Origin of the sequence: Prosthecobacter sp., assembly GCF_044232965.1 — a bacterium.
Taxonomy (GTDB): Bacteria; Verrucomicrobiota; Verrucomicrobiia; order Verrucomicrobiales; family Verrucomicrobiaceae; genus Prosthecobacter.
This window is the reverse complement of record NZ_JBIIKX010000028.1, coordinates 29489-56090: the sequence shown is the minus strand read 5'-3', so window position 1 is coordinate 56090 and position 26602 is coordinate 29489. Positions and strand designations below refer to the sequence as shown.

General features: G+C 61.1%; 13 protein-coding genes. 1 reads left to right on the top strand and 12 read right to left on the bottom strand.

Annotated features, from left to right (window positions below; genetic code table 11):
* Positions 1–75: 75 nt before the first annotated feature.
* The 5 genes from ACILSI_RS13545 to ACILSI_RS13525 form a co-directional block, all read right to left on the bottom strand.
* Complete coding sequence (locus ACILSI_RS13545; protein WP_395722419.1) at positions 76–4224, bottom strand: PVC-type heme-binding CxxCH protein; 4149 nt, start codon at positions 4222–4224, stop codon at positions 76–78.
* 109 nt (positions 4225–4333) lie between these two features.
* On the bottom strand, positions 4334–5629 hold the full coding sequence (locus tag ACILSI_RS13540) for a DUF1552 domain-containing protein (RefSeq protein WP_395722418.1): 1296 nt from the start codon (positions 5627–5629) through the stop codon (positions 4334–4336).
* A 52-nt stretch (positions 5630–5681) separates the two neighbouring features.
* Complete coding sequence (locus ACILSI_RS13535) at positions 5682–9752, bottom strand: DUF1592 domain-containing protein (RefSeq protein ID WP_395722417.1); 4071 nt, start codon at positions 9750–9752, stop codon at positions 5682–5684.
* On the bottom strand, positions 9749–10534 hold the full coding sequence (locus ACILSI_RS13530) for a GxxExxY protein (protein WP_395722416.1): 786 nt from the start codon (positions 10532–10534) through the stop codon (positions 9749–9751). The genes ACILSI_RS13535 and ACILSI_RS13530 overlap by 4 nt, the downstream gene beginning before the upstream one ends.
* Before the next feature lie 91 nt (positions 10535–10625).
* Complete coding sequence (locus ACILSI_RS13525; RefSeq protein ID WP_395722415.1) at positions 10626–11927, bottom strand: DUF1552 domain-containing protein; 1302 nt, start codon at positions 11925–11927, stop codon at positions 10626–10628.
* 154 nt (positions 11928–12081) lie between these two features.
* Between ACILSI_RS13525 and tnpA the strand changes: the two genes are divergently transcribed.
* The gene (gene tnpA / locus ACILSI_RS13520) at positions 12082–12534 is read left to right on the top strand and encodes an IS200/IS605 family transposase (protein WP_395722414.1); all 453 of its coding nucleotides are present in this window, start codon (positions 12082–12084) and stop codon (positions 12532–12534) included.
* Between the two features lie 167 nt (positions 12535–12701).
* Here tnpA and ACILSI_RS13515 read toward each other — a convergent pair whose 3' ends face one another.
* The 7 genes from ACILSI_RS13515 to ACILSI_RS13485 form a co-directional block, all read right to left on the bottom strand.
* On the bottom strand, positions 12702–15272 hold the full coding sequence (locus ACILSI_RS13515; protein WP_395722413.1) for a DUF1592 domain-containing protein: 2571 nt from the start codon (positions 15270–15272) through the stop codon (positions 12702–12704).
* Positions 15273–15394: 122 nt separating this feature from the next.
* Positions 15395–16669: a DUF1552 domain-containing protein gene (locus ACILSI_RS13510; protein ID WP_395722412.1), complete on the bottom strand. Its 1275-nt coding sequence runs from the start codon at positions 16667–16669 to the stop codon at positions 15395–15397.
* Between the two features lie 59 nt (positions 16670–16728).
* Positions 16729–18162 (bottom strand): DUF1501 domain-containing protein, encoded by a 1434-nt coding sequence (locus ACILSI_RS13505; protein ID WP_395722411.1) that lies wholly within the window; start codon positions 18160–18162, stop codon positions 16729–16731.
* Between the two features lie 34 nt (positions 18163–18196).
* The gene (locus tag ACILSI_RS13500) at positions 18197–21187 is read right to left on the bottom strand and encodes a PSD1 and planctomycete cytochrome C domain-containing protein (RefSeq protein ID WP_395722410.1); all 2991 of its coding nucleotides are present in this window, start codon (positions 21185–21187) and stop codon (positions 18197–18199) included.
* A gap of 103 nt (positions 21188–21290) precedes the next feature.
* Positions 21291–22310 carry a BPSS1187 family protein gene (locus ACILSI_RS13495; RefSeq protein ID WP_395722409.1) on the bottom strand — a complete coding sequence of 340 codons (1020 nt, stop codon included), beginning with the start codon at positions 22308–22310 and terminating at the stop codon, positions 21291–21293.
* Between the two features lie 8 nt (positions 22311–22318).
* Positions 22319–25816: a DUF1592 domain-containing protein gene (locus ACILSI_RS13490; protein ID WP_395722408.1), complete on the bottom strand. Its 3498-nt coding sequence runs from the start codon at positions 25814–25816 to the stop codon at positions 22319–22321.
* A gap of 5 nt (positions 25817–25821) precedes the next feature.
* Positions 25822–26595 (bottom strand): SDR family NAD(P)-dependent oxidoreductase, encoded by a 774-nt coding sequence (locus ACILSI_RS13485; protein WP_395722407.1) that lies wholly within the window; start codon positions 26593–26595, stop codon positions 25822–25824.
* Between the last annotated feature and the right edge of the window lie 7 nt (positions 26596–26602).

The following is a 26602-nucleotide window of genomic DNA, read 5'->3' as shown; positions in this document are numbered from 1 at the left end:
GTCGTGGCCTACACTCAAGAAGTGGTCAAGGAGGTGCCGTTTCGACCTCCTTGACCAAGTTGACCGCGCGTAGCGCTACTTCATCGGATGCGCTTTGAGGATTTCATCCGTCGTGAAGAGCATCATGCGGCCTTTGTTGGCGTCGCGGATGGCTTTGACTTCGGCGGGGGTGACGGGGTCGGCTTTGTTGCCGAAGTGGTTGCGGACGAAGGTGAGGACGTTGGCGAGTTCCTCGTCCTTGAGCATGCCGCCGAAGGGTGTCATGGGGACTTGGCCGTTGTATTCTTTGTCGCCGACCTTGATGGGGCCCATGAGGCCGAACATGGCGATCTTGATGAGGCGTTCTTTGTCAGCAGTGACCCAGGGGCTGTTCACGATGCTGGGGAAGGCGGGATCGAGTCCGGCACCATTCGGCTGATGGCAGGTGACGCAGTGGCCTTCGCGGAAATAGACCTCCTGACCGGCGGTGAACTGGCCTTTGGCGACATCGCTGAGGTAAGCGGGTGGCTTTGCGACCGTGTACTCGGGCTTCACGACCTCGACGACGCCAGCGAGGCGATCGGCGGCGGTTTTGGCGGCGTTTTTGTTCCAATCGTCGAGCGGGAGCTTGGAAGCGATGGCGACGATGTTTTTCGCGGCGGGGATGTTCGGCAGCCAGCTCGCGGCGACGATGGCCTCGAGGCGGACGCGGCCATTTTCGTCGGCAGCGGCTTTTTCGAGCAGGGCGACGTGATCGGCGATGCGGTGGGTGTTGTAGCGCAGGACGCGGACGGCGGCGGCGCGGGCGTGGAAGTCGCTGGAGGCGAGCATTTCACGGAGCAGGCCTTCATCGGCGGCGTTGAGGCCCCAGGTGGTCCAGAGGGCTTCGAGCTTGGCGTGCGTGTCTTTTTGCTCGGCGGCCCAGGCTTTGACCGCAGGCAGCACTTCGCTGGCGGGATGCGCACGCAGCTCGCGGCGGGTGCGGTAGCGCTGGCGCATTTCGGGGGCCTTCAGGTTTTCCAAAAGGGCGGCCACAGGTGCTCCGGCGACGGGCGCGGCCTTCACCAGCGGGCGGCTAGGATAGGTGATGCGGTAGATGCGGCCGTGGACGTGGTCGCGCAGGGGATCGCGGGCGTTGTGCTGCATGTGGCCGATGAGCACGTTATGCCAGTCGATGACGTAGAGGCTGCCATCGGGGGCGAATTCGAGATCGACGGGGCGGAAGTTGCCATCGCTGCTCTGGAGGAGGTTGTGGCGGTGGGAGGTCTTCCAACCGGTGCCTGCGTCTTCGATTTTCACCTGCTTGATGCCGAGGAAGCCGATGGCGTTGCAGTAGATGAGATCGCCCTGCACCTCGTCGGGGAAGTGGCGGCTGCTGACGACTTCGAGGCCGCTGGTGGGGCGCACTTTGTGCTCGTTCGGGACGAGGTCGGCGGTGGAGGGTGTCTTGCTGCCAAAGGTGGGCTTCACTTCGACGGGCAGCGCCCAGTTCATGGTGGTGCCGGAGGTGTGGAGGAGGAAGTCCTGGCCCCACTGGTCAAAGACGAAGCCCCAGGGATTCGGGATGCCCATCTGGATGGTGCGCTCGAGCTGGCCACGCTGCGGGCTGTAGCGGAAGAAGCCGCCATCGACGCAGCGCACGGGGCCGTAGGGTGTCTCGACATTGGAGTGGAGGAAGACGCCCTCGCACATCATGAAGGCACCGCTGGGATCGGCGGTGAAGGCGCTGATGGCGTGGTGCGTGTCATGCGTGTCAAAACCGCCGAGGATGATCTCCATGCTGTCGGCCTTGTCGTCGCCATTCGTGTCGCGGATGAGCACGACATTCGGCTCCTGCGTGACATACACACCTTCCGGCGCGAACTCGAAGCCGATGGGCAGGTGCAGCTTGTCGGCGAAGACGGTTTCCTTGTCCGCTTTGCCGTCGCCATTGGTGTCCTCATAGATGAGGAGCATGTCATTCGGCAGCGCATCACCGGGGCGGTAATGCGGATACGTCGGCATCGTGGCGACCCACAGGCGGCCTTTGTTGTCGAAGCTCATCTGCATCGGGTTCGCGAGATTCGGGAACTCTTTTTCGGAGGCAAACATCTCGACCTTGTAACCTTCCGGCACGGTCAGAGATTTCGTGGCTTCTTCGCCGTAGAGATACTTTGTGCTGCCGTTCTTCACGCTCGGCACATAGTTCGTCGGCACTTCGGCGAGCTTATGCGTCTTGCTGTCATCGACTTTCAAATCGGTGGTTTTGCCGCTGACGACTTGGCTGACGAGCTCATCACGCAGCGCGGCCATCTCGCGGGTCTTCTTCACCTCATCAGGGTAATTCTGCGGCCCATACGGATTGTAGCGCTGGCCGTGGGTGTGGACGCCATTGAGGATGTTGTAGTCGCAGTTCCAGAACCAGTCCTTCTGCTTCACGGCCTCATGCACGAGCTTTGGATCGGCCTTCGACTCGTAGCTGGCGTGGCCATACAGGCCGGTGGCGAGCAGTTTGGCGACTTCGGCATAACCTGCGTCCGTCGGCACAAAACCACCGGTGGTGAAGGCATCGCCGCCTTTGGCATAAATGGCCTTCGTGGGCGAGAAGAGGTCGATGTAGGTGAGGGAGTGCTTCTTCGCGACCTTCTCAATGGCGGCGGCATAGAGCAGCAGATTGGAGTTTTCCACGTCGCCCTTCGGCAGATCGCGTTTCGCACTCTGATCTTCATAGGCGATGGGGCTGACGAGCACGACACGCGGCGCGGTCTTGCCGTTGTAGGCCTTGCTCAGCGTGTGGACGACCCAGGCATCGAGTTCGGCTTCAAAGTTGCCCACCTTGCTCGCTCCATCGAAAGACTCGTTGTAGCCGAAGAAGCCGACAATCGTGTCCGCCATCAGATGCGTGAGCCATTGATCGGGCGTGGGGTAGAAGCCCTTGCCGTTGTGGATCGTCTTGTCGGGGTGAAACTTCTCCGCGCCGGGGAAGGCCCACTGCGACACGCGTGCCGGATGCGGACGGAAGCCGGGCGTGTCGCCCACATGGCCCATGTTGCGGAAGAACAGCGCCTGATTCGGATAACGAAGCTGCAGCTCGGTTTCGATGCGGCTGTACCAGGTGTCACGCTCGGCCAAACCATTGCCGACGAGCACGATGCGCTCGCCTTTGGTCGGTGGAGCCACGTTTTGCGGGCGAGCGGAGGTCGCGGCAGGCGGTTCGGCATTCGGAGCATGCGGAGGCTGCTCGGTGGCGGCGGCTTTCTTGTCGCCGGGCAGGCCCAGCGAGGGGCTCTTGCCCGTGGCGAAATCACCGGGCTTCAGATTGCGCTCTTTATAATAGTCGCTCTTCAGCGCGGAGTACATCGTCGGGTTGAACGGATCGACAAAGGCCACATCGGCCTTCGCCGGCACTTCGAGGCCAAGCAGGTAATGCGCGGCATTCACGATGAGGCGGCGCAGATCTTCGTCCGCGAAATCGACTGAGGCACCCATCGTGGTGCAGAAGGATTTGCCCGTCGCCTTGCCATCCGGCGCGGTGTACTCGAAAAGCCAGGCCAGCGCCTGCATGGGGTCGTTCTTCGGGCCGCGAATCGGCACCGAGCGGTCATGCAGCGTCTCCGTCACCGCGCCGCGAAGGAGGATGGTCGCCTTGCTGAGGTCCAAGTTTTTGACCGCATACACATCCGTGGTGCCAAAGATCTCATCCACCCCACGCAGCACGGGGTGCTTCAAATTGGCGGTCTCGAACACACTGCGAGTGCCTTCCTTCTTGTGCGCTCCGTGATGCGCCACCCACTTCTCACCGAGGATTTTGAGTCCGAACTCGCTCCACTTGAAGTCGCCCGTCTTCGCGCCGCCGCTGAAGGCATGCGTGGCCGTGCGGAAGCCGATCACCGGCTTTCCGGCGTTCAGGAACTTCGCGAAGTTCGCCAGATGCTCGTCCGGGAGCTGACGGAAGCGCGTGCCGATGATCATGAGATCCGCATCGCCGAGCAACTCGGTGCCACGGATGTTCTTCTGGTTGTTCGGGTCGATGTAGCCCGCCTTTTCGTCCGTGGAAAAGAGCACGATGCAGTTGAAGCCATGCTTTTTGGCCAAAATCTTCGCCAGCATCGGCATCGACTCCTCCGTGCGGTATTCTTCATCGCCTGCCACCAGCACGATTTTCTTGCCACCCCCAGCTCCGCCCGGATTCGCGGCGAATTCGAGGTATTCCTGCGCGGACGCGACCGAGCCGAGGAGTGCGAGGGAGAATAGGAGTTGCTTCATGGTTGGGGATAACTGCGGGGAGCCGATATACCGCACCAAAAGCCCAAACCGGACAAGAAAAATGCTCATTGGAGCATTTTTTGGCAAAATCAGGACCTCGTCGCTAACCTCACGCCGCGATCTCCTTCAACACGCCGGAGCTGTCGCCGTGTCGCTCCACATTGACGCCGACACCGTGGAGCAGGGTGAGCCAAGCGTTGCAAAGCGGCGTGTCCTTGGGCGCGACGATGTTATGGCCGAGTTTCAAGCCTGCGCCGCGTCCGGTGAGGATGGTGGGGCAGTTGCTCAACTCGTGGCCGGTGCGGATGTTGCTGCCGTAGGCTAGGGCGAGGTTGTCGAAAAGCGTGCTGCCATCGGCCTCCTTGGTGGCTTTGAGTTTGTCGAGGAATCCGGCGAGCAGTTCGCTCTGCGCGAGGTCGCGGCGCTGGGAGGCATCGAGCTTCTCGCCGAGCGTGGTGTGGTAGTGGCTCATGTCGTGCGGATGCACTTTGATGTCCATGGCGGTCAGCAGCGTGGCCACGGGTTGGCGGAAGGTCATCACGCGCGTGCTGTCCGTCAGCATGGCGGCGATCATGATGTCGTAGATGAGTTCTATTTCGTTGCGGCCGTTGCCTTGCGCGGTGACGGCAGGTTCTTTGATCGGGGCCTTCGGGCGAGGCACTTCCATCCACTGCTCCTCCTTCGAGAGACGCGTTTCGATGTCGCGGATGCCCTGGAAGTATTCTTCGAGCTTGGCGTTGTCGTTTTTCGCGAGGCCGCGCTGGAGCGACTTCGCGTTATCGATCACGGCATCGAGCACGCTGCGTTTTTGCGCGAGCATGGCCTTCTGCTGAACGAGCGGCGTGGTGTCCTTGGCAAAGAGACGATGAAACGCCGCCACGGGGCCGTTTTGGCCGCCGACGGGCTTGCCGCTCACATCCCAGGCCATCGAGAGTCCAGGGCCGTGGCCGCTCATGTCGCCGTTTTCGCTGCTATTGAACTGAAGGGAGGCAAAACGCGTCTGCAGGCCGATTTGCGCCGCAGCGACCTGATCCGCGCTGATGCTGTTGTGAAAGCTCTGGCCGGGCTGCGCATAGCGGTTCGCACCCGTGAGCCACATGGTGCTGCCCCAGTGGCCTTCGTTGCTGTATTTGTTCCAGAGTCCCTGCACGACACTGAAGTCCTTTTTATGCCGCTCCAGCGGCTTGAGGCCGGTGGTCAGCGCGTAGTCTGGGCCGGGCGTCTTGATATCGGGATACCAAGTCGTGTCCGTGATGCCCCAACCGAAGCCGAGAAAAATCAGCCGCTTCGGTGGAGCCGCAGGCGCTGCGGCGGACGCAAAGCGACGAAAACCGAGCGATTCGAGCACCGGCAGTGCGATGATGGCGGTGGAGGACTGCAGAAAATGGCGGCGAGAAGGAGTCACGAGTTACAAAACGACATGAAAGCGGTCTTTTCTCGACCGTAGTCATCAAAAACTACTTCCGCCCGAACTCGCGGCTCGTCACCAGCGCGACGAAAAACTCCTTCATCGCAAAATCCTTCGCTTTGGCCTTTTTGACGATGTCATCGGCGAGCGCGGCATCGGTGAAGCCATAGGGGCGGCCGAGTGCATACTCGATGAGGGCCTCGGTGAAGCCGCGGGCCAAGTCTTCGCTCTTGGCGGCGATGAGGTCGCGGAGCTGGAAGTAGTCTTGGAAGGCGGGGCCATTGTAGAACTGGCCGCTGGGGTCGATGGGCCAGGTTTTCTTCCCGACGCCGCGCTTCTCGTAGGTCTCTTCGGTGCGCCATTTGCCGGCGGCGTTGAAGTTTTCGAGCCCGAAGCCGATGAAGTCGATCTTGCGATGGCATTGCAGGCACTGCGGCTCCTCCTGATGCGCCAGCAAGCGCTCGCGGGTGTTGAGCAGCTTGTTCTCGAGTCGCGTGATCTGCGGGACATTCGGCGGCGCGGGCGGCGGCGGGTTGTGGAGGAGCTTGCGCAGCACCCAGGCGCCGCGCTCGACGGGACTGGTGCGCTCGCCGTTGCTGCCCATCGCGAGAATGGCCGCCATCCCGAGCAATCCGCCGCGTGGCGAGCCTGCGGGCAGTTTCACTTTTTGAAACGCATCGCCGCTGATGCCTTCGATGCCGTAGTAGGTGGCGAGCAGGCCGTTGACGTGGATTTCGTCGCTCTTGAGCAGTTGGGTGAGGCTGCCGTTGTGCCGCAGCAGATGCGCGAAGGTCTCATAGACCTCACGACGCGCGGCAGCCTTCGCGCTCTCGTCGAAGTCGCGAAACTGCTTCGTGTCGAACTGGAAGAAGTCGAGCCGGTCCATGCCGAGCCACTGATGCACGAAGCCGCTGACAAACTCGTCCGCCTTCGGACTGGCGATCATGCGATCCACCTCGCGAGCGATGACTTCGGGCTTCGAGAGATCAGCCTTAAGCAGTGGTTCATCCGGTGGAGCGCTCCAGAGGAAGTAGGACAGGCGTGAAGCGAGTTCGGATTTCGACAGAAGAATGGGGACAGGAGAATGAGTTTCAGAAGTTTGATTCTTCTGTCCCCATTCTTCTGTCGATCCTGCCTCCTGAAGATACAAAAAGCCCGGCGAGGCCAGGATGACGCTCAAAGGCTCGCGGATGGCCTTGTCGAAGCTCTCACCTGCTTTCAGGCGTATTTCGTGCAAAGCGGCCAATTTGTCTAAAAAGGCCGCGGAGGGCGTTTTGCCGCGGAAAGCACGTTTGGCGAAGGATTCGAGCACTTGGCGTGCATTGGTCTCACCAGCAGCGATCACAGGCATCACGCTCGATCTGGCATTCATGGGCACGAGCGGGCCTTCGTATTCGATCCAGTCGATCCAGAGGACGGGATCGCGTTGTTTGACATCGGTGATCTGTCGTGTGCGACCGGGAAGGCTGATGGCTTCTTTTTTCAGCGGGCGTTTTTCAAACAGCACAAACTTCCGTGGGCCGCCGGGGACGATCTTGAACGGCAGCTCGATGATCTCGGGCTGGTCGAGGGTGGCGGTGATTTGTTTGTTCGCGAGGAAGGTGCGGTCGTCTTTGTCGATGGGGCAGGCTTCGACAAAGGTGAGGAACGCCCGCTCGCTCGGCATGTCCGGCACGCGACCGATCTTCACGCGCATCACGTAATCGCCGGATGCGAGGTCGGCGGGCATGTCGATGGCGTATTCGCAGGTCTCCTGCACGGTGTTGTCGAGGAAGAGGCCCGTCTTCGACAGCGGTCGGTCGAGGTATTGCTGGAACCAGCGGTTGTTGCTGTCCCACACGACCTTGGCGAACTCGGCGTGCGATTTGTCCGTGAAGTCGAACTCCTTCAGCCGCTTCTCATCGCCGCCTGCGGCCTTCCACTTCGCGTATTGCTCGTTGAGATACTTGAAGCGCAAATGCCCGCGCTCCACCTCCGCGCGGCGCTTCTCCGGCTCGATGTGCTCCACTTTGGCGATGGCCGTTTGCGGTGTGAGCGGCCCTTCCCACTCCACCCAGTCGATCCACAGCGCCGACTGTGGCCCGACACCGGTTTCCTTCTGCGCCGTGGTGAAAAGCTCGTGATCCAGCTTCACATCGCGCTTCTCGCGCAGCACAAAAGTGCGCGGACCATTCGCGGTGATGCTCACCGGCACTTCGATGACCTGCGGTGCATCGGTGCTGCCGCTGATTTGAAACGTCTGCATCAACGTGAAGTCCTCGCGCTCCTCCGGCTTCATGCGGCTCCCGAGCGCGACGAAGTGCCGCTCCTTCGGCGTGCCCTTCACCGCGCCAATGCGAAAGCGCAGCTTGTATTCGCCTGGCTCCGCCTTCTCGACTTCATGCTTCGTCTTCAGCCAGCCCGAAGGCTGATCCGGCGGCAGCGTGATGACCTCCTCAGTGTGGACGTTGTAGATCGTCAAATAGGCGCCCGTCTTCGTCAGCGGATCGTTCAGGTAGCGTTCAAAGGTCGGCCCATTCTGCTCAAAGCCACGAATGCGAAACTTCGCCTCCTGCTCGTCAGGGATGCCTCGTTGTGGCTGCTTGGTCTCCATGAACTTCTTCGCCGCCTCGTAACCGCCTTTGAAGTAGCCATTGTAAGTGCCACCGACCATCGCGTTCGCATGCAGCTCGACCTCGCGGCGCTGTTTGATCGTCTTCGTCAAAGCAGGCGCATTCGCACTCGCCACCTCGATCCAGTCAATCCAGATGGCGAACTCCGGCCCGATGCCGTTGCGCTGCTTCGCTTCGGCAAAGAGGCGGCTGGCAGATGCGTCGGAGTCGTGGGAGCCGCGCTCGCGCAGCATGAAGAGGCGCACTTTGGACTCGGAGAGCTTCAGCGGTATCTCCAGCGTCTGCGGACTTTCCGGCGTGCCGGTGATCTCATGCGTGCTCATCACCGTGCACACGCCACTGGGGTCCTGCGGGCCAAACTCCATGAAGCGGCGCTCACGTGGTCTGTCCTTCGGGACTCCGGTGCGGATTCGCACTACGTAGTCGCCTGCTGGCCATTCGGACGGGATTTGGAAGATCTGCCGACTGTTGACATAGGCATCATCAATGGTCAGAAAGGCGCCGATCTTGGTCAGCGGATGCTCCACATAGGCGCGGTGATGCGGCACAAAGTGATTCCAGTCGCGTCGGCCCATCTGCTCGGCGTGAACTGCGTCCGTAAAGCCGAAGTCGGCAGGCGATGGAGCCGACTTGAGGCTCGCCCACTGACTGTGCAGCGCATTCGCGTCATTGGGCTTCTCGCTGCGGATTTTCGCAACGAGAGCCGCGTTCTCCGGCCTGGCAGCCGCGGCTTCGACAGCCGCCGTCCATTTCAGATAGCGGTCACGCGCATCGGTCCGCTCACGCAGACCCTTGATGATGCGCTCCTTGTTGTTCTCTGCCTCGATGCGAACCTTGAGTTCCCGCGCAGGCGGCGGCGCGACGAACCGCGCAAAATGCTCATCCAGCGCCTGCCGCCCGAGCGCGAGGTATTGCTCAAACTGGTCGCTCGACATGAAAAGCGACGAGCCCACCGTGTCGAAGGTCCCCGCGCCGCCATCGGCAGGTAGCTCGTTCACACGCAAGTCCACACCAAGCAAATCGCGGATCGTGTTCTTGTATTCGCGCCGGTTCAGCCGCCGCATCGTGATCTTGCCGCCGCTGTCGCTCAGCACCGATCGAGCCGTCACCAGCATGCGCGAGAGGTCATCGAGGAAATCCGTCTTCGCCACCGGGTCTGGCTGCTTTTCATCCTCCGGCGGCATGTCGCCCGAGTTGATCGAGTTCAGCACCTTTTGCCACAAATCGGCTTTCTCGACCGAGTCCACGCTGAACGCGATGTCATCGAGCCGAACCTTCCCCTTCTGCTTCTCGGCGTTGTGACAGCTCAGGCAGTTGTGTTTGAAAAAGGCGCGGTGTTTGGCGTCGAGAGTGGCCTGAGGCTGTTGGGCAAGGGATGGGCAGGTTAGGAGGCCCAAGGCGATGAGGATGGCTTTGGGCTGGTAAAAGGTTTGGGGTAAAAGATTGGAGAAGGGTTTGAAACCTTTTACCCCCAATCTTTTACCAGCCATTTCAGGAAGGCAGTTCATGAGAGAGTGGTGAAGCGGACTGAGGTATGCGTGATGTTGATCCACTGAATCGCATTCAGATTTGTATGCCGAAGCAGCCGGATGGCCTGACGCTCAAAGTCATCAAGCCTGTCCTGCAAAGCCGTCATCTTGAAAGCGACTCCCGGCGCGACGAGGCGCATGCGCTGATCCGCCAGATGGCCTTTGGCTCCTATCACCGGCACTGGCATAAGCACCTTTTCGTCTCCTCCGAGAAAGTGGGTAAAGGCCTCCTCGTAGAGTCCAGTTTCCAGGCCCGCGCCCCAATCGGCAATCAGAGGCATGAGAGTGTCGCGGAGAGCTTCCGCGCCAGCGACCTCACAGCTCCATTTGGCGTCGTGGATGCGTGGGTTCTTGAGATCGACGAGTCTCGCCGGGCAATTGACGAACTCATGCCCCACGGACTCAGGCCGCATGTTGATGACTTTGCCATGGGCGAGATCGAGTAGAAGCAGATAGTTGAGCGTCTGTCCGCGATGACGGGGATGAATCGCGTCCGCCGCCTTGAACTCGAAGAGGCCACTGCTGTTGATCAGCACATCCACATAGTAGGTCTTCGAGAAGGTGCCGTGGGTGACGATGATTTCCAACTCCAACACTACACCGCTCATTCGGTCAGCGAGTTCCTTCTTGTAAACGATCTCGTCAAAGAAGCGACCGAAGTCATTGTGGATGGCGAAGACGTGATCCATGACCTCACTGGAAAGCAATTTGAATTGCTCCTGCGAGATGCGGTTTGTCGTGATCGGGCAGTGGATGGGCATCAGCGATGAGCGCTGGTAAAAGGTTAGGGGTAAAAGATTCAGAGATTTGGTTTCCAATTTTTTACCCCAAATCTTTTACCAGCAGATTCCGTCAGGCTTGCAGCTCTTTCACCACACCGGTGCTGTCGCCGTGGCGTTCGGCTGGGATGCCGAGGCCGTGGAGCATCGTTAGCCACACGTTGCACAGCGGCGTGTCCTTCGGCAGCACGAGGTGGTGACCGAGTTTGAGGTTGGCGCCGCCGCCGGTAAGGAGGGTGGGGCAGTTGTCGAGGAAGTGGACGGAGCTGATGTTGCTGCCGTAGCCGACGATGACGTTGTCGAAGAGGCTGGTGCCGCTGGTGCCGCTGGTGTCCTTGGTGGCTTTGAGCTTGTCGATGAACTTCGCGAACATCGCGCTCTGGGTTTCGTCTCGCTTCTGGGAAAACTCCATGCGGTCACCCTGGGAGCGTTCGTAGTGGCTGAGGTCGTGGCCGGTGTAGGGCACGCCGATGTCTTTCAAGACGGAGTTCACCGGCTGGCGATACGTCATCACGCGCGTGGTGTCGGTCTGCATGGCGGCGATCATGAGATCATACATGACCTGCACTTCCTCGCGGCCGCCGGGCTTTTCGTGCGGCTCGGCGAGCGGTGGCTTGGCCTTTGGCACGGACAGCCATTGCGCGTCCTTGCTGAGCCGCGTCTCGATGTCGCGGATGCTCTGCGCGTATTCGTCGAGCTTGTCGGTATCGTCTTTCGAAAGGCCGCGTTTCACGCGTCGGAGATCGCCCGTGAGCAGGTCGAGCACGCTGCGCTTCTGCGCCAGCATCGCCTCGCGCTCCGCGAGCGGCGCATCCTCGGTGGAGAAGAGCCGGTGAAACACCTGCACGGGATGATCGATGCCCGCGACAGGCTTTCCACGCGGATCCCAGGCGAGCGACAGCCCCGGCCCGTGGCCCTGGTCCTTGGCATCGGGCGTGCCGAGTTGCAGCGAGGCAAAGCGCGTGTCTTTGCCGAGTTGTGCCGCGGCGACCTGATCGACGCTGACGCTGTTGCAGAAGCTCTGCCCCGGCTGCGCGTAGCGGTTCGCGCCGGTGAGCCAGAAGGTGCTGCCCCAGTGCGCTTCGTTGTTAAACTTGTTCGAGCAGCCCTGCACGACCGTGATGTCCTTCTGATGCCGGGCCAGGGGCGCAAGCCCGGGCGGCAGCGTGTAGTGCAGGCCCGTCTGCTTCACGTCTGGGAACCACGTTTCCTTCGTGACGCCCCAGCCGAAGGCGAGGAAGATCAGTCGCTTCGGCGGCAGCACGGCTGGAGCAGCCGAGGCGAAGCGACGAAAGCCAAGCGACTCCAGAAACGGCAGCGCGATGCACGCGGAGGTGCTGCGAAGGAAGTGGCGGCGGGTGCGATGGGGGATCATGAGTGAGAAATCAAACGCACCTGCGCCGTGGAATCTACGTCCTAGCCAATGCGCCTCAACTTCCTCAGCCCCAAAGGGGCATCATGTGAAAGCCCAGGGCAACGCCTGGGTATATGACATCAACAACCTTCCCAAGCCCTGAAAGGGCGTAACCATGCCGCAATCGCTCGCCCAAATCCTGGTGCATCTGGTCTTCTCGACGAAGAATCGGGAACCGTTGCTGGCGGATGACATCCGGGATGAACTCCACGCCTACATCGGTGGCATCGTGGAGAATCAGAAGGGCACGCTTCTCAAGGCGGGATCCGTGGCCGACCACATTCATCTCTTGGTTGCTCATCCTCGCACCTGTGCGCCGTCGGAGTTGGTGCAGGAGATCAAAACGGGATCGTCGAAGTGGTTGAAGACCAAGGGCGCTCGATACGCGGACTTTCATTGGCAGGGTGGCTACGGGATCTTTTCCATCAGCCCTTCGCATCGGCCTTCATTGGAAGCCTACATCGCCAATCAGGCGGAGCATCATCGCAAGGTGACGTTTCAGGATGAATACCGCCGGTTGTTGGCCAAAAACGGCATCGCATTTGATGAACGGTATGTGTGGGACTGACGGTGGTTTCGCCCTTTCAGGGCTTGGGGTGTTTGGGGGTGCCTGTTCCCAGGGCGTTGCCCTGGGCTATCGCATTGGGCCCCGTTGGGGCCTGAACGGCATCGCATCTTTCATCAGACATTGAGCTTTGAGTGCCACGAGTCCGAAGAGACGGCGGTTTGGCCTCGTCACTTCGTTCCGAACGCTTTGCTGACGACGAGGGCGCGGATGATCTCGCGAATGAAAAAATCCTTCGCTTTCGCGTGCTGCATGATGTCATCGGCGAGCGCTTCATCGGCGAAACCAAACGGGCGGCCCAGCGCATACTCGATCAGCGACTCGGTGAATCCGCGGGCGAAGTTTTCGCTTCGTGCGGCCACGAGGTCGCGCAGCGCGAAGTAATCGTCGAAGGCCGGGCCTTTGAAGAACGCGCCGCTGGCATCGATCGGCCATGGCTGACGGCCGCCGGGTTGTCGCGTGTAGGTCTCAGTGGTGCGCCAGCGGCCGATGGTGTCGAAGTTTTCCAGGCCAAAGCCCAGCGGATCGATCTTGCGATGGCATTGGGCGCACTGCGGCTGCTCCTGATGCGCCACGAGCTGGTCGCGCGGCGACAGCGGCTTCCCGGCAAGGCGGCTGAGCTGCGGCACATTCGGCGGCGCGGGCGGCGGCGGATCGTGCAGGATCTTGCGCAGCATCCAGGCACCGCGCTCGACCGGGCTGGTGCGTTCGCCATTGCTGCCCATCGCGAGGATGGCGCTCATGCCGAGCAGCCCGCCGCGTGGTGAGTCGGCAGGCAATTTCACCGCCTGCCACGCATCGCCCGTGACGCCGTCGATCCCGTAGAAGCGGGCGAGCATGCCATTGACGATCACTTCGTCGCTCTTCAGCAGGCGCGTGAGGCTGCCGTCGTGATGCAGCCAATGCGCAAAGGTCTCGAACACTTCATGGCGTGCCGCCGCTTTGAGGCTGTCGTCGAACTCAGGGAACTGTCGCGCGTTGAACTGGAAGAAGTCCAGCCTGTCGAGACCGAGCCATTGATGAACGAACCCGGTGACGAAGGCGCGTGACTTGGGACTCGCGAGCATGCGATCCATCTGCTCAGCCAGCGCCTTCTCCGAATGCAGATCCGCCACGTCCAGCAGCGCCTCATCCGGCGGTGCGCTCCAGAGAAAATACGCGAGGCGTGTGGCCAGTTCGGTATTCGTGAGCAGTCGCACTTTGCCCCGCTGCGCGGGCTCGGCGAGATAAAGAAAACCCGGTGCCGCGAGCACGATGCTCAGGGACTCTTTCAACGCTTGCTCGTGCGAATCACCTCGCGCGCGACGCTTCTCATAGACCTGCACCAGTCCATCGACGAAGGCCGCATCCGGCTTCGTGCCGCGAAACGCACGAGTGCTGAAATCCGCGATGAGTTCACGCACGGGCTTGTCACTGAAGAGACCGTGCTCCGCCTCGTTTGGCAGCGGTCCTTCGAGTTCGACCCAATCGATCCACATCGAGGGCGGTAGCCAGTCCTTGTGCTTCTTTTCATGCAGCACCCAGAGCGCCACCTCGTGCTGTCGCGAGTTCAGGCGCTTCTCGCGAATGGCAATCTCGCGCCGGTCCGTGCTGGTGAGCGTCACCGGTGCCTCGACGATCTGCGGATTCGCCAGCGTGCCGGTAATGTGGTGGGTGCTCAGGATGTCATACGAGCCCGGCTGGCTGGGCCGCCCCAACTCGATGAACCGGCGCTCCGGCGGCGTCTCATCGAGCGCTGCAATACGAAAGCGCATGACGTAGCGGCCCGGCGGCATCGAGTCGGTCGGTTTGATGCCTTCCTCATGCCGCAGCCGGAAGATGAAAAGATATGAGCCCTCGTTCGCCCTCGGCAGCGCCAGGTAGCGCTCTTGATACTGGTGGATCGCGTCGTATTCGCCCTGCGCCATCTCCGCCTCAGGCGCATCCTTGAATCCAAACTTCGTCGGCGATGGCGCACCCTGAATGTCCTGCCAGCGCCGGTAAAAACGCCGCGCATCCTCCCGCACCTCCTTCGTCGCGCGCAGTTCGCTCACCAGCTTCGCATTCTCCGGCTTCGCCGCCGCCGCATCCACCGCCGCATGCCATTTCCGCGCGGGTTCGCTCTTCTTGGTGATGACGTCCATCGCGCTCCGCGTCTGCGCGTTCGCCGCCTTCTCGGTTTCCTGATGCACCTTGAACTGCCGTCCCTGAGCAGCGTGTTGTGCGAACACATCCTCCAGCGCTCGACGGCCCAGCGCGAGATACTGCTCCACCTGATCGCTCGACATGAAAAGCGACGCGCCCACCGTGTCGAAGCTGCCATTGCCCGTGTCAGGCGGCAGATCGCTCACATCCATCTCCACGCCCAGCAGATCGCGGATCGTGTTCTGATACTCGCGGCGATTCAGCCGCCGCACGACGATCTTCCCGCCTGAGTCCCCGAGCGACTTCCGCGCTGCCACTAGCGTGTTCGAGAGCGCCTCCAGAAAATCCGCCTTCGCTCGCGACTCCGGCTGCTTTGCGTCTTCCGGAGGCATGTCACCGGAGTTGATCTCATTGAGAATCTTCTGCCATCGGTCCGCGCCTTCCACCGAGTCGAGCGAGAACGCGATGTCATCCAATCGCAGCTTGCCCTTCTGCTTCTTCGCGTTGTGGCACTCGATGCAGTAGTCTTTGAAAAAAACGCGGTGTTTGGCGTCGAGGGTGGCTTGCGGTGCCGCAGCGAGTGCAGTTGATGTTAGGACAAGGAAAACGAGGCGCATGAGATGATGCTAAAAACGGCGCTGATGATCTGGCTTGGCGGATCGATACGAGTTCATCGACAGAAGAATGGGGACAGGAGAATGCCGGACTTATTCTTCTGTCCCCATTCTCCTGTCGAAGGTCAGACTTGAAGTTCCTTCACCACACCTGTGCTGTCGCCGTGACGTTCGGCGGGGATGCCGAGGCCGTGGAGCATCGTCAGCCACACGTTGCACAGCGGTGTGTCCTTCGGCAGCACGAGATGCTGGCCGAGTTTGAGCTTGGCGGCTCCGCCAGTGATGAGCGTGGGGCAATTGTCGAGGAAGTGAATGCTGCGGATGTTGCTGCCATACGCGATTGCGACGTGGTCGAACAAATTCGTGCCATCGGCCTCCTTCGTGGCCTTCAGCTTGTCGATGAGACCAGCGAGAAGCTCGCTCTGCGTCGCATCACGCTTTTGCGAGGCTGCCATGCGGTCGCCGGGCGAGTAGTGGCTCATGTCATGCGGCGCGACCTTGATGTCGATACTCTGCAACAGCGTGCCAACCGGCTGGCGATACGTCAGCACGCGCGTGCTATCCGTCTGGAGCGCGGCGACGATGAGGTCATACATCACCTTGATCTCCTCCTTGCCCGCGAGGCCCGGTTTCGGCTCCGCGACAAGCGGTTTGGCCTTCGGCACGCTCAACCATTGCTCGTCCTTGCCGAGCCGCACCTCGATGTCGCGGATGCTTTGGAAATACTCGTCTAGTTTGTCGAGGTCGGTCTTCGTGAGGCCGTTTTGCACGCGTTTCGCATCCTCTAGCACTGCATCGAGCACGCTGCGCTTCTGCGCGAGCATCGCCTGCCGTTCGGTCAGCGGCGTGGTGTCATTGGAAAACAACCGGTGAAACGCCGCGACGGGATTTTCGAGCCCCGAGAGCGGTTTCCCACGCACATCCCACGCCAGGGACAATCCCGGCCCGTGCCCCGAGTTCTGCGCATCGGGCGTGTTGAGCTGAATCGAGCCAAAACGCGTGTCCTTGCCAAGATGCGCCGCCGCCACCTGATCCGCGCTGATGCTGTTGTGAAAGCTCTGCCCCGGCTCCGCATAACGATTCGCTCCCGTGAGCCAGAACGTGCTCCCCCAGTGCGCCTCATTCGCAAACTTGTTCGAGCAGCCCTGCACCACCGTGATGTCCTTCTGATGTCGCGCGAGAGGTTTGAGGCCCTCCGGCAGTTCCCACGCTGCGCCCGTCTTCTTCACATCCGGAAACCAAGTCTCATTCGTCACTCCCCAGCCGAAGCCGAGGAAGATCATTCGCTTTGGCGGCGCAGCACCTTTGGGAGCCGCGAACGCTTTAAAGCCAATCGACTCCAGCGCTGGCAAAGTGATCAGCGCGGTGGAACTGCGGAGGAAATGGCGGCGAGTGGGCATGGTGGGGAGTGTTTTTTGCAGGCAGGAGAATTGGGGCAGAAGAATGAATCAGCTGATCGCTACGCGAGAATCTCCGTGATCACCTTTCCACCCAGATCGGTGAGGCGGTAGTCGCGGCCATTGTGGCGGTAGGTGAGTCGTTCATGATCGAGGCCCATCAGGTGAAGCAGCGTTGCGTGGAGATCGTTGACGTGAACTTTGTTCTCCACGGCGCGGTAGCCAAACTCGTCGGTCGCGCCGTGATGCACGCCGCCTTTCACGCCGCCGCCAGCCATCCAGATGGTGAAGCCGTTGGGGTTGTGATCGCGGCCCACACTTCCTTGGGAGTCAGACGTGCGGCCAAACTCACCGCCCCAGATGACGAGCGTTTCATCGAGCAGGCCGCGAGCTTCGAGATCCTCCAAAAGCGCGGCGGCTGGCTGGTCGGTGGCCGCACCGCAACTGCGATGATTGGTCTCAATGTTGTTGTGGCCGTCCCACGGCACGTCATCCACCGCGCCGTCGCCGCCAGCGTTCTTTCCGGCGAAGATCTGCACAAAACGCACGCCGCGTTCGACGAGTCTCCGTGCGGTGAGGCACTGTTTCGCGAAGACCGCGCAGGTCTTGTTGTCCACGCCGTAGAGCTTCTTCGTGGCCTCGCTTTCGCTGGCGATGTCCATGGCCTCGGGCGCGGCGGTTTGCATGCGATAGGCGAGTTCGAAGCTGTTGATGCGCGCTGCCAAATCTGTCTGCGGAGAGCGGGACTGTGCGTGCTGCTGGTTCAGGTCGCGCAGAAGATCGAGCGTGCTCCGCTGCTGCGATGCGGTCTGGGACACGCTGCGGTCGAGATTGTCAATCACGCCGCCACGCCGTGCGTCGAGAGCGAGTGCCTGGAAGGTCTTTGGCAGGAAACCGGCGGACCAGATCTGGTCATCGCCGCGTGGCCGGCGCTCGTGCATGACGACGTAGGCGGGCAGGTTTTGGTTCTCCGCGCCGAGGCCGTAAGTGAGCCAGGCACCTGCGGCGGGTCTGCCGGGCTGGTTAGAGCCGCACATCAGCTCCATGGAGGCCGGGGCGTGGTTGTTGGCCTGGAGATGCATGCTGTGAATGAAGGCCATCTTGTCCACATGCCGCGAGAGATGCGGAAAGATGCCGCTGACCCACGAGCCGGACTGGCCGTGCTGTTTCCATTCAAACGGCGACTTCAAAATCTTGCCGCTCGTAGTGAAGAAGCCGGTCTTGGCATCGCTGCCGGGCAAGGGCTGACCGTGGCGCTTTTGCAGCTCCGGCTTGTAATCCCAAGTGTCCACCTGCGATGGCGCGCCGGTCATGAAGAGCCAGATGACCGACTTCGCCTTCGGTGCGAAGAGCGCGGGCCGCAGGGCGAGTGGGTTGGCCACTGCCGCGGCACGAGCCTCATCTTGCAGCATCGACGCCAGCGCCAACGAGCCAAAGCCGAGACCGGACTGCGCGAGGAAGCGTCTGCGGGTGGGAAGGATTGAGGAAGGGATCATGATGGGTGAAGAGGTGGAGTGATGGACGACCGTTTCAGTCCACATAGATGAACTCATTCAGACTGAGCAATGCGAGGCACAGCTCGGTCTCGGGTGACTTTGATCCGAGCTGGCGTTGCGCATGGAGATACTCGGTCAGGCGACCAGTTTCTGTGGCCGATGGGGAGCGGCAAAAGGCGAGTTGAAACGCGCGGGCGATGGTTTCCTCCGCTGTGGCGGCTTTCACGCGGCTGGCGAAGCGAGTGGCCATGTCACGCACGAAGGGGCTGTTCATCACGGCGAGCGCCTGCGTGGGAACGGTGGTGCTGCCGCGATCCCCGATGCTCTGCGTCGGCTCGGGCGCATCAAACATGGTCAAGAACGGCACCAGCTCGCTGCGTTTCACTCGCAGATACACGCTGCGGCGCGGGCTGGCGACATCGGTGATGGACGGGCCGTGCATCACCGGATCGAGCTTGCCACCGACTACCAGCAGGGCGTCGCGGATGGCCTCGGCCTCCAGGCGACTTGCTGGGCGATGCCACCAAAGCTGGTTGTCGGGATCGAGCTTCTGGTTCGCTTCGTTTGTCGCGCCGGATTGCATGTAGGCGGCGCTGAGCATGATCTCGCGATGCAGCGGCTTGAGCTTCCAGCCGCCGCTCACGAGGTTCGCTGCCAGATGCTCCAGTAGCTCAGGATGCGTGGGCGGCGTGCCCTGCGTGCCGAGATCGTTCGGCGTGGCGACGATGCCGCGACCAAAGTGGAAGCGCCACACGCGGTTCGCGATCACGCGGGCCAGCAGCGGACCGCCGCCTTGTTGTGCATCCGTCATCCAGTCGCCGAGCGCGATGCGTGGATGTTTCGGCTGCTGCTTTGGCTGGGGTGCGCCTGTCCATTTGTCCGCACTGCCGCTACGCATCAGCACCTGGATGAAGTCCGGGCTCGCCTTGCCTTCCTTGCGGTCCACCTCGCCACGGCGCAGGAAATACACGTCCTCACCGCCCTGCTTTGTGGTGTAAACCTCCGTCAGCAGCGGCTGCGGACGCTTCTTCTCATGTTCGGTGATGGCGGCGAGCAGCTTCCGCGCCGGTGGATCGAAACGCGAAAACCAGCGTGTCATCGCTGCACTGTCCGTCTTCAAATCAGCGAGCGATTGCAGCTCGCGCAGGCTTTGCATCTCGGCCTTGGCCGCAAGCTCGGTTTTGACGTCCTGCGCAAAGGCCAGCCGCAATTTACCCAGACCAAAGAAGCCGCTGAAGCGCAACTGCACCTCGAACTCCGTGCCGCCGTCGAAGCCTGCGGCATCGCCCTCAATCGCAAACGTGGCGGCGTGATCCTTGCCCAGTTGCGGGGCCACGCCCCAGCCGGTGTTCGGGCTGTTGTCAACGGCCTGCGCGAACTCGAAACGCTTCTGCTCGAACGTCACCGCTCCTGCGGCGAGATCGAGCGTCACGGGCTTCGACTTGTTCTGCTTGTCGAGCGGACGCGCGATGATCTTCACGTCACCAAGCACGAAATTGCCGTTGTCGGAGAGACCCGGGCCCTTGCGCGGCAGCGCAGGATCACTCAGCGCATCCAGCCGGAAGGCGCGGATGCCCTTTTGATACGTGATGACCTTGATCGTGTAAGTGTCGTCCTTCTCCTTGTTGCCAACATAGATCACATGGCCGTCACGGTCGCTGGTAAGCCGAGCTTTTTGCGCCGTGGCACTTTGCACGTCGAATATCTGCCACGGGGCGCTGGACGCCAGTTTTGGCATTTCATCGCGCTTCCATGCGGAAAAGCGCTTCGGCAGTTCGTCCGCCTCATATCGCTTCAAGGCGGCCACCAGCGGTGCGGCCTCGGCGTTGTGCTTCACGAGTTGCTTCTGCGTCTCGACATGATTGAGATCGATTTTCTCCGGCGAATGCACCGTCGTCGCCAGCGCGGCGGCAAAGCCGTAATAGTCATGCTGCGGCAGTGGATCGAACTTATGATCGTGGCAGCGCACACAGCCCATGGAGACGCCCAACATGCCGCTGCCGATGGTGGAGACCATGTCATCGAGCTGGTCGTAGCGGATCTTTTCCCTCGTCTTGGCCGTGATCTGCCCCGGATACGGCCCCGCGACGAGAAATCCCGTCGCGCGTGCCCCGTCGAACTCGCCCGGCATGAGCTTGTCCCCGGCGAGCTGCATGCGGATGAACTGGTCATACGGCATGTCAGCGTTCAGCGCATCGATCACCCAGTCGCGGTAGTGATACGCCCCCGCACGAAAGGCATCGAACTCATAGCCATTGCTCTCGGCAAAGCGCACCACATCCAGCCAGTGCCTGCCCCAGCGCTCGCCGTAGTGCTTGCTGGCCAGCAGGCGGTCAATCAGCCGCTCATACGCATCCGCACTCGTGTCCTGGAGAAAGGCCGCACGCTCTGACTCCGTCGGCGGAAGGCCGGTGAGATCAAAGCACGCACGGCGCAGCAGTTGTTCCTTCGCCACCATCGCGTTCGGCGCGATGCCCTTCGCTTCTTGTTTGGCGAGGATGAAGGCGTCCACCGGCGTTTTGCCCCACGCGGTGTTGTTCACCTTCGGCAATGCAGGCACCGCCAGCGGACGAAACGCCCACCAGTTCTTGCCCGAGTTCACGTCGATCACACGTTTGTGCGCCACCACCGGTGCGCTACCTGTGCGCGGGTCTGGAGCACCCATCTCAATCCATTTCGCAAAATCCGCGATCACACTGGATGGCAGCGCGCCCTTCGGCGGCATCTCCGCCCCTTTGATCTCATGACGCAGCACTTTCATCATGAGGCTCTCCACTGGTTTCCCCGCCACCAGCGCCGGCCCCGTCTCGCCGCCGTGCAACACGCCTGCCTTGCTATCCAGCAACAGACCGGCTTTGAGTTTCTTGTTCTGTTGCGCCTGAACGGAGTGGCATTCAAAGCAGTTCTGCGCCAGCACCGGCCGGATTTTCGACTCAAAGAACGCCAGTTGCTCGTTCGTGTCTGCGGCAAGAGCCCGCGAGGCTAGACTGGCGAGGATGAATGCTGAATAGAGGTGGGAGCGCATGGAGCGGTTAAAGCGATCTAGGCAGAAGAATGGTTAGCCATTAACTACGAGGGAAATGGGCCCGCTCGATCATGGGAGGGACAGCGTGCCTGATTGTCGGATTTCACTTCCGCTGTCCTTGATCCATCTCGCAATCCGCATCCATCGGCACCGCAGGGCCGCTTTGATCCACAGGGTGTGTGAAGAGGTAGCGAAAGACCTCATCATACACCCACTGGCCCACGACATCCTTCCCGCCGGGCACGACGATGGTGTGGGCGCGGCCGGCGTTGTTTTTCACGTCGATGTTGGTGATGAGGCGGCGGGTGTTGCCATAGGGTGGTTTGGCGGAATCGATGTTCACGATGGGGCCGTGGTTGTGCATTTTGAGCAGTTGCCACGAGCGGCAGTAGTGATCTGCGGCCCAACCGCCGTCGAGAATATGAGTGAAGCCGAAAAAGCGGTTCGAAGGCGTGGCGGAGGGGCCGCCCTGCCAGGTCTCGGTGTTGTCACGCGGGCCAGAGAACATCACGACGCGATCCACTTTTTGATGCATGGCAAAACGCGCCGATGTCGTGCTGCCGTGCGAGATGCCGCTCATGATGACTTTCTCCCAGCGCAGGCCCATGCCGTCGTCGGTGATGAACTGCTGCCACTTGCCCTCGGGGTTCGCTTTGACGAGCCATTTCACGAACTGCAACGAGCGCTCCATCATGCCATCTGGCTTCGGAATGTTCACCAGCGGGCTGTGATCCTCGCCCGTGGATGCTTCGAGCCGGATATTTCCCAACACGGTTCCGGAGCCGTCCTCGTATTGCGCTTTGGTGATGCCTGCGAACCAGCCGTTCGAGTAATGCGGCTGGATGCCGTGATAGCCGTAGCTGGAGATGCGCTCGAACAGCCCTTGATTGTGCCCCATGAGCCAGATCACCAACTTTCCCTGACTCGGCACACGAGTGTCCACCACCGCGTGCTGGAGGTCCGCTGGTTTGCCTTTGTCATCCGTGAAGCTGAATTTGATTTCCGGGTGCGCTTTCGCCCGCGGATCGATCTCGCTGGCACGCATGGAGAGGTCAAATCGCTGGCCGTCAGCAGCCACGAGCTGGCTGCCGAGAAGGAGGAAGGTGATGAGGAGGGACTTCATTGTTGAGGTTACTTGGTGTGAAATTCCTTGCTGGCGACGAGCGCATGGATGAACCTCCGCACGCCGAGCTTTTCCCTCTTCGCGGCGGCGAGCATGTCAGCGATGAGCGGTTCGTCGCGGAAGCCTGCGGTTCTGCCGAGCGCATACTCGATGAGGGCCGTGCTGAAGCCGATGGCGAAGTTGTCAGCGCGTGAGGCGATGATATCGCGCATTTCGAAGTAGTCTTTGAAGGCGGGGCCTCGGTGCAATTGGGCACTGGCTTCGATGCTCCAGGTCTTGCTCGCGCCTTTGACCGGTTTGCCCTTCTCATCCATGACCTGATAAGTGTCCTCGGTGCGCCATTGGCCGACGGCGTCGAAGTTCTCCAAGCCGAAGCCGACGGGGTCGATCTTCCGATGGCAACTGGCGCACTGCGCATCCTCTTGATGCATTTGCAGGCGCTCACGTGTGGTCAGCACCTTGCCCGCGAGGCGGGCGATCTGCGGGACATTCGCGGGCGCAGGCGGCGGCGGATCATTCAGGAGTTTGCGCAGCACCCACGCGCCGCGCTCAACGGGGCTGGTGCGCTCGCCGTTGCCGCCCATGAAATGAATGGCCGCCATGCCGAGCAGGCCGCCTCGCGGCGAGTTCGCGGGCAGCGCCACCTTTTGAAACGCATCGCCCTTCACTCCATCGATGCCGTAAAAGTCGGCGAGCAGGTGGTTGATGATGGCGTAGTCGGCTTTGAGCAGGTCGCTGAGCGGCGCGTTGGTTTTGATGAGATGCTCGAAGGTGGCGAAGACCTCGTTTCGTGCGTTCAGCTTTGTGCTGTCATCGAAGCGCGGATACATCGCGCGGTTCACCTGAAAGAAGTCGATGCGGTCCATGCCGAGCCACTGATGCACGAAACCGTGCACGAGATCTCGCGAGCGTTCATCGTCGAGCAGGCGCTTCGTTTGCGCGGCGAGCACCTCGGGCTTGGAGAGATCGGCTTTGAGCAGTTCGTCATCCGGCGGAGCGCTCCAGAGGAAATAAGAGAGGCGGTTGGCGAGTTCGGAGTTGGTCAGGGAGCTACGTTTCGCCTCATGAGCAGGCTCGGCGAGATACAAAAACATCGGCGAGGCGAGCACGACGGAGAGTGTCTCCTTCAAGGCGACGCTGTGTTTCGCGCCGGCCTTGCGCTGCGTGTCGTAGATGGCGGTGAGCTTGTCCACGAAGCTCGCGGGCGGCTCCAATCCGCGAAACGCGATGCTGCAGAAGCGTTGCAGCGCGGGCTTCACCTCCGTGACGGCACCAGCATCATCCAGCGGAATCGCGAGAGCTGCCAAGCCCGGCGCTGAGTTCGCAGGGTCGCTCACGCGCTCGATTTCCATGTAATCAATCCACAACACCGCCTCAGGACCGATGCCATTGCGCTTCACGGCCTCCTGCCGTTTGCGACCACCTTCCTCGTTGTTATCCCAGGCGCCTTTTTCGCGAATGAAAAGGGTGCGGTCGCCTCCATCGGTCACCGATTTGGTCAGCGTAAAGGGCATCTCAACGATCTGCGGCTTCTCCATCGTGCCGGTGATCTCGAAAGTGGCGCGCACCATGCCGTTGCGTGGATGCGTGCCCATTTCGAGGAACTTCTGCTCGGGCCGCGCGTCCTTTGCGGCGGCGATGCGCACGCGGAAGACGAAGTTGCCGCTCGCCCAGTCACCCGGCACCGGAAGCTGCAAAAAGCCGAGCGCCATGACCGCGGGATGCATAGTCGGCGTGCCGAGATAAGCGCCTTGGTCGAGATGCGGGCGGCCGAGGTAGTATTCGTGATACTTCTGCCAGTTCTCGCCGAGCGCGGAGTTGGCTTTGTCGGCGTTGTTCTCCGTTGTTTTGAAACCAAAGCTCTCGGGTGAGGGCGCGCCTTTGATCTTGTCCCATGAGCGGCGGAAAATGGCGTCGCTCTTCGAGTTTTTGCGAATCTCCGCGACCACGGTGGCATTCTCCGGCTTCGCCGCAGCTTCGTTCACAGCTTTGACCCACGCGTTGGCATTCGCCCGCGCGTCGATCTGCTCCTTCACATACTTGCTGATCTTCTCATTGGCCGTTTCGCACTCGAAACGCACTTTGCTCACACCTTTCGCCGTCGTGCTGCCGACCTGGCGATTGTCACCGATGCCAAACTTCACCAACTCGGGCTCCTTCGGCTTCTGTTTGGCCGTTTTGCGCTCGATCTCGAACCAATCGACCCAGATCGCGAGTTCGGGACCGCGGCCGTTCTTGGCTTTGCCGGCGTTAAAGATGCGCCGCGTCTGCTCATAGTGGTCGTTGGTGCCTTTTTCGCGGAGGAAGATGGTGCGGTCGAGGTTCGTGTTGTGCTCCTTCGTGATCGTGAGCGGCATCTCGATGATCTCCGGCTGCTCGATGGTGCCTGCGACGGCGTGCGTGCTCAAAGGCTTGCCGTTGCGCGGGTTCGTGCCGAACTCGATGTAGCGCTGCTCTGGCGCGGACTCCGGCGTGTGACCGAGACGCACGCGGACGATGTAATCACCCGCCGGCCACTTGTAGGGAATGAGCCACTGCAGGCTGTCATTGCCCAGATCGCCGACACTGACGGTCAAATACGCGCCGGAGTCGAGATGCGGCTGCTTCAGGTAGTGCTCATGATACGGTCGCGTGAAGCCCGTGCCCATTTTCGTGCCGTAGCCGAGCGCTCGGGTCGCCTTGTCAGCGTTGTTCTCCACCGTTTTGAAACCAAAGCTCTCTGGCGCCGGTGCGCCTTTGATCTTCGCCCACTCGCGGAGGAACAGGTCGTTGTTCTTGGCCGCTTTTCGCAGTTCGGCCACCACGGCGGCGTTCTCCGGCCTCGCGGCGGCCTTTTCGACCTCAGCGGCCCATTTCGTCGCGCGTTCGAGCGCAGCGAGGTTCTCCTCGTAGTTCTTGCGGATGCGCGTGTTGTTCTCCTCGGCCTCAATGTGCAGTTTCAGCACCTCATCGGTGGCCGAGTAGCGCGTGAAAGCCTCGTCGAGCGCCTGCAGGCCGAGCGATTGATACTGCTCGAACTGGTTCGCCGACATGAAGAGGTTCGAGCCAAATGTGTCAAAGCCGCCCGTGCCCGTGTCACTCGGCAGCTCGGCCACATTGATATCGACGCCCAGCAAATCGCGCAGCGTGTTTTTGTATTCACGCCGGTTCAGCCGCCGCATCGTGATGAGGCCGTGCTGATCGTTCAGCGCACGTCTTGCCGCGACCATCACATTCGACAAATCATCGAGAAAATCCGCCTTCGCCTCGTTCGGCGGCTGCTTTTCGTCCTCCGGTGGCATGTCGCCCGAGTTCATCGCATTGAGCACCTTCTGCCACTTCTCGGCCGTTTCGATATTCGTGATCACCAGCGGCAAGTCATCGACCCTAAACTTCCCTTTCTGCTTTTCCGGCCCGTGACAGCTCACGCAGTGCTCTTTGAAAAGAGCGCGGTGCTTGTCAGGCATCGCCGGATCGGCAGCTTGAACTGCCATTGGAATGAGAAGGAAGAATGCTGCTCGTTTCATGATCTTTAGAATCGCCCACCGTCCACTATGAACTGCTGCGCGGTGCAGGCGGCTCCGTCATCGGCGGCGAGGAAGAGAACCATCTGCGCAAACTCGTCGGGCATGATGCGGCGCTTGAGGGCTTGATCGCGCATGGTGCCGGCCTCGCCTTCGGGCGACCACCACTTGGTGAGTTGCCGCTCCGTGGGCACCCAGCCGGGGAGCACGGTATTCACGCGCACACCGTGCGGGCCAAAGGTGCGTGCCATGGTGCGCGTGATGCCTTCCACAGCCGATTTGGCGATGGCGTAGCCGGGGAAGAAGTCCTCTTGCATCATGTAGCTGCTGGAGCCGATGTTGATGACCGAGCCATGCGCAGCAGTGATCATCTGTGGTGCCAGCGCCTGGATGGCGAAGAAGTAATGCCGCAGGTTGGTGTTGATGCGGTTGTCGAAATACTCGGGCGTTATTTCCTGCCAGTCGTGGCGGTCGTCGTTGGCGGCGTTGTTGACCAAAACGGTGACGCTGCCGAGATCACGAATCGCAGCGTCGCAGGCGGATTTCAACGCTGCGATGTCCAGCAGATCGACTTCATAAAACAAGGGCGCATGAGCCGCACCAGCGTCGATGCAGCGCTGAATCGTGGCTTGGGCATACGCGACGTTTTTGTCCACAAAGGCCACACGGCTTCCTTGGCGAGCGAACTGCTCCACGAGGGCACTGCCGATGCCATCTGCGCCTCCGGTGATGAAGACGGTGCGATCAACGAGCGAGGGATAACGGGCGTAGTGGGCAGGCATGAAGGTG

Coding starts and splice junctions, on each gene's coding strand:
- ACILSI_RS13545 (WP_395722419.1), bottom strand. CDS start 4,224: ATGAAGCAACTCCTATTCTCCCTCGCACTCCTCGGCTCGGTCGCGTCC.
- ACILSI_RS13535 (WP_395722417.1), bottom strand. CDS start 9,752: ATGAACTGCCTTCCTGAAATGGCTGGTAAAAGATTGGGGGTAAAAGGT.
- ACILSI_RS13530 (WP_395722416.1), bottom strand. CDS start 10,534: ATGCCCATCCACTGCCCGATCACGACAAACCGCATCTCGCAGGAGCAA.
- ACILSI_RS13525 (WP_395722415.1), bottom strand. CDS start 11,927: ATGATCCCCCATCGCACCCGCCGCCACTTCCTTCGCAGCACCTCCGCG.
- tnpA (WP_395722414.1), top strand. CDS start 12,082: ATGCCGCAATCGCTCGCCCAAATCCTGGTGCATCTGGTCTTCTCGACG.
- ACILSI_RS13515 (WP_395722413.1), bottom strand. CDS start 15,272: ATGCGCCTCGTTTTCCTTGTCCTAACATCAACTGCACTCGCTGCGGCA.
- ACILSI_RS13510 (WP_395722412.1), bottom strand. CDS start 16,669: ATGCCCACTCGCCGCCATTTCCTCCGCAGTTCCACCGCGCTGATCACT.
- ACILSI_RS13505 (WP_395722411.1), bottom strand. CDS start 18,162: ATGATCCCTTCCTCAATCCTTCCCACCCGCAGACGCTTCCTCGCGCAG.
- ACILSI_RS13500 (WP_395722410.1), bottom strand. CDS start 21,187: ATGCGCTCCCACCTCTATTCAGCATTCATCCTCGCCAGTCTAGCCTCG.
- ACILSI_RS13495 (WP_395722409.1), bottom strand. CDS start 22,310: ATGAAGTCCCTCCTCATCACCTTCCTCCTTCTCGGCAGCCAGCTCGTG.
- ACILSI_RS13490 (WP_395722408.1), bottom strand. CDS start 25,816: ATGAAACGAGCAGCATTCTTCCTTCTCATTCCAATGGCAGTTCAAGCT.
- ACILSI_RS13485 (WP_395722407.1), bottom strand. CDS start 26,595: ATGCCTGCCCACTACGCCCGTTATCCCTCGCTCGTTGATCGCACCGTC.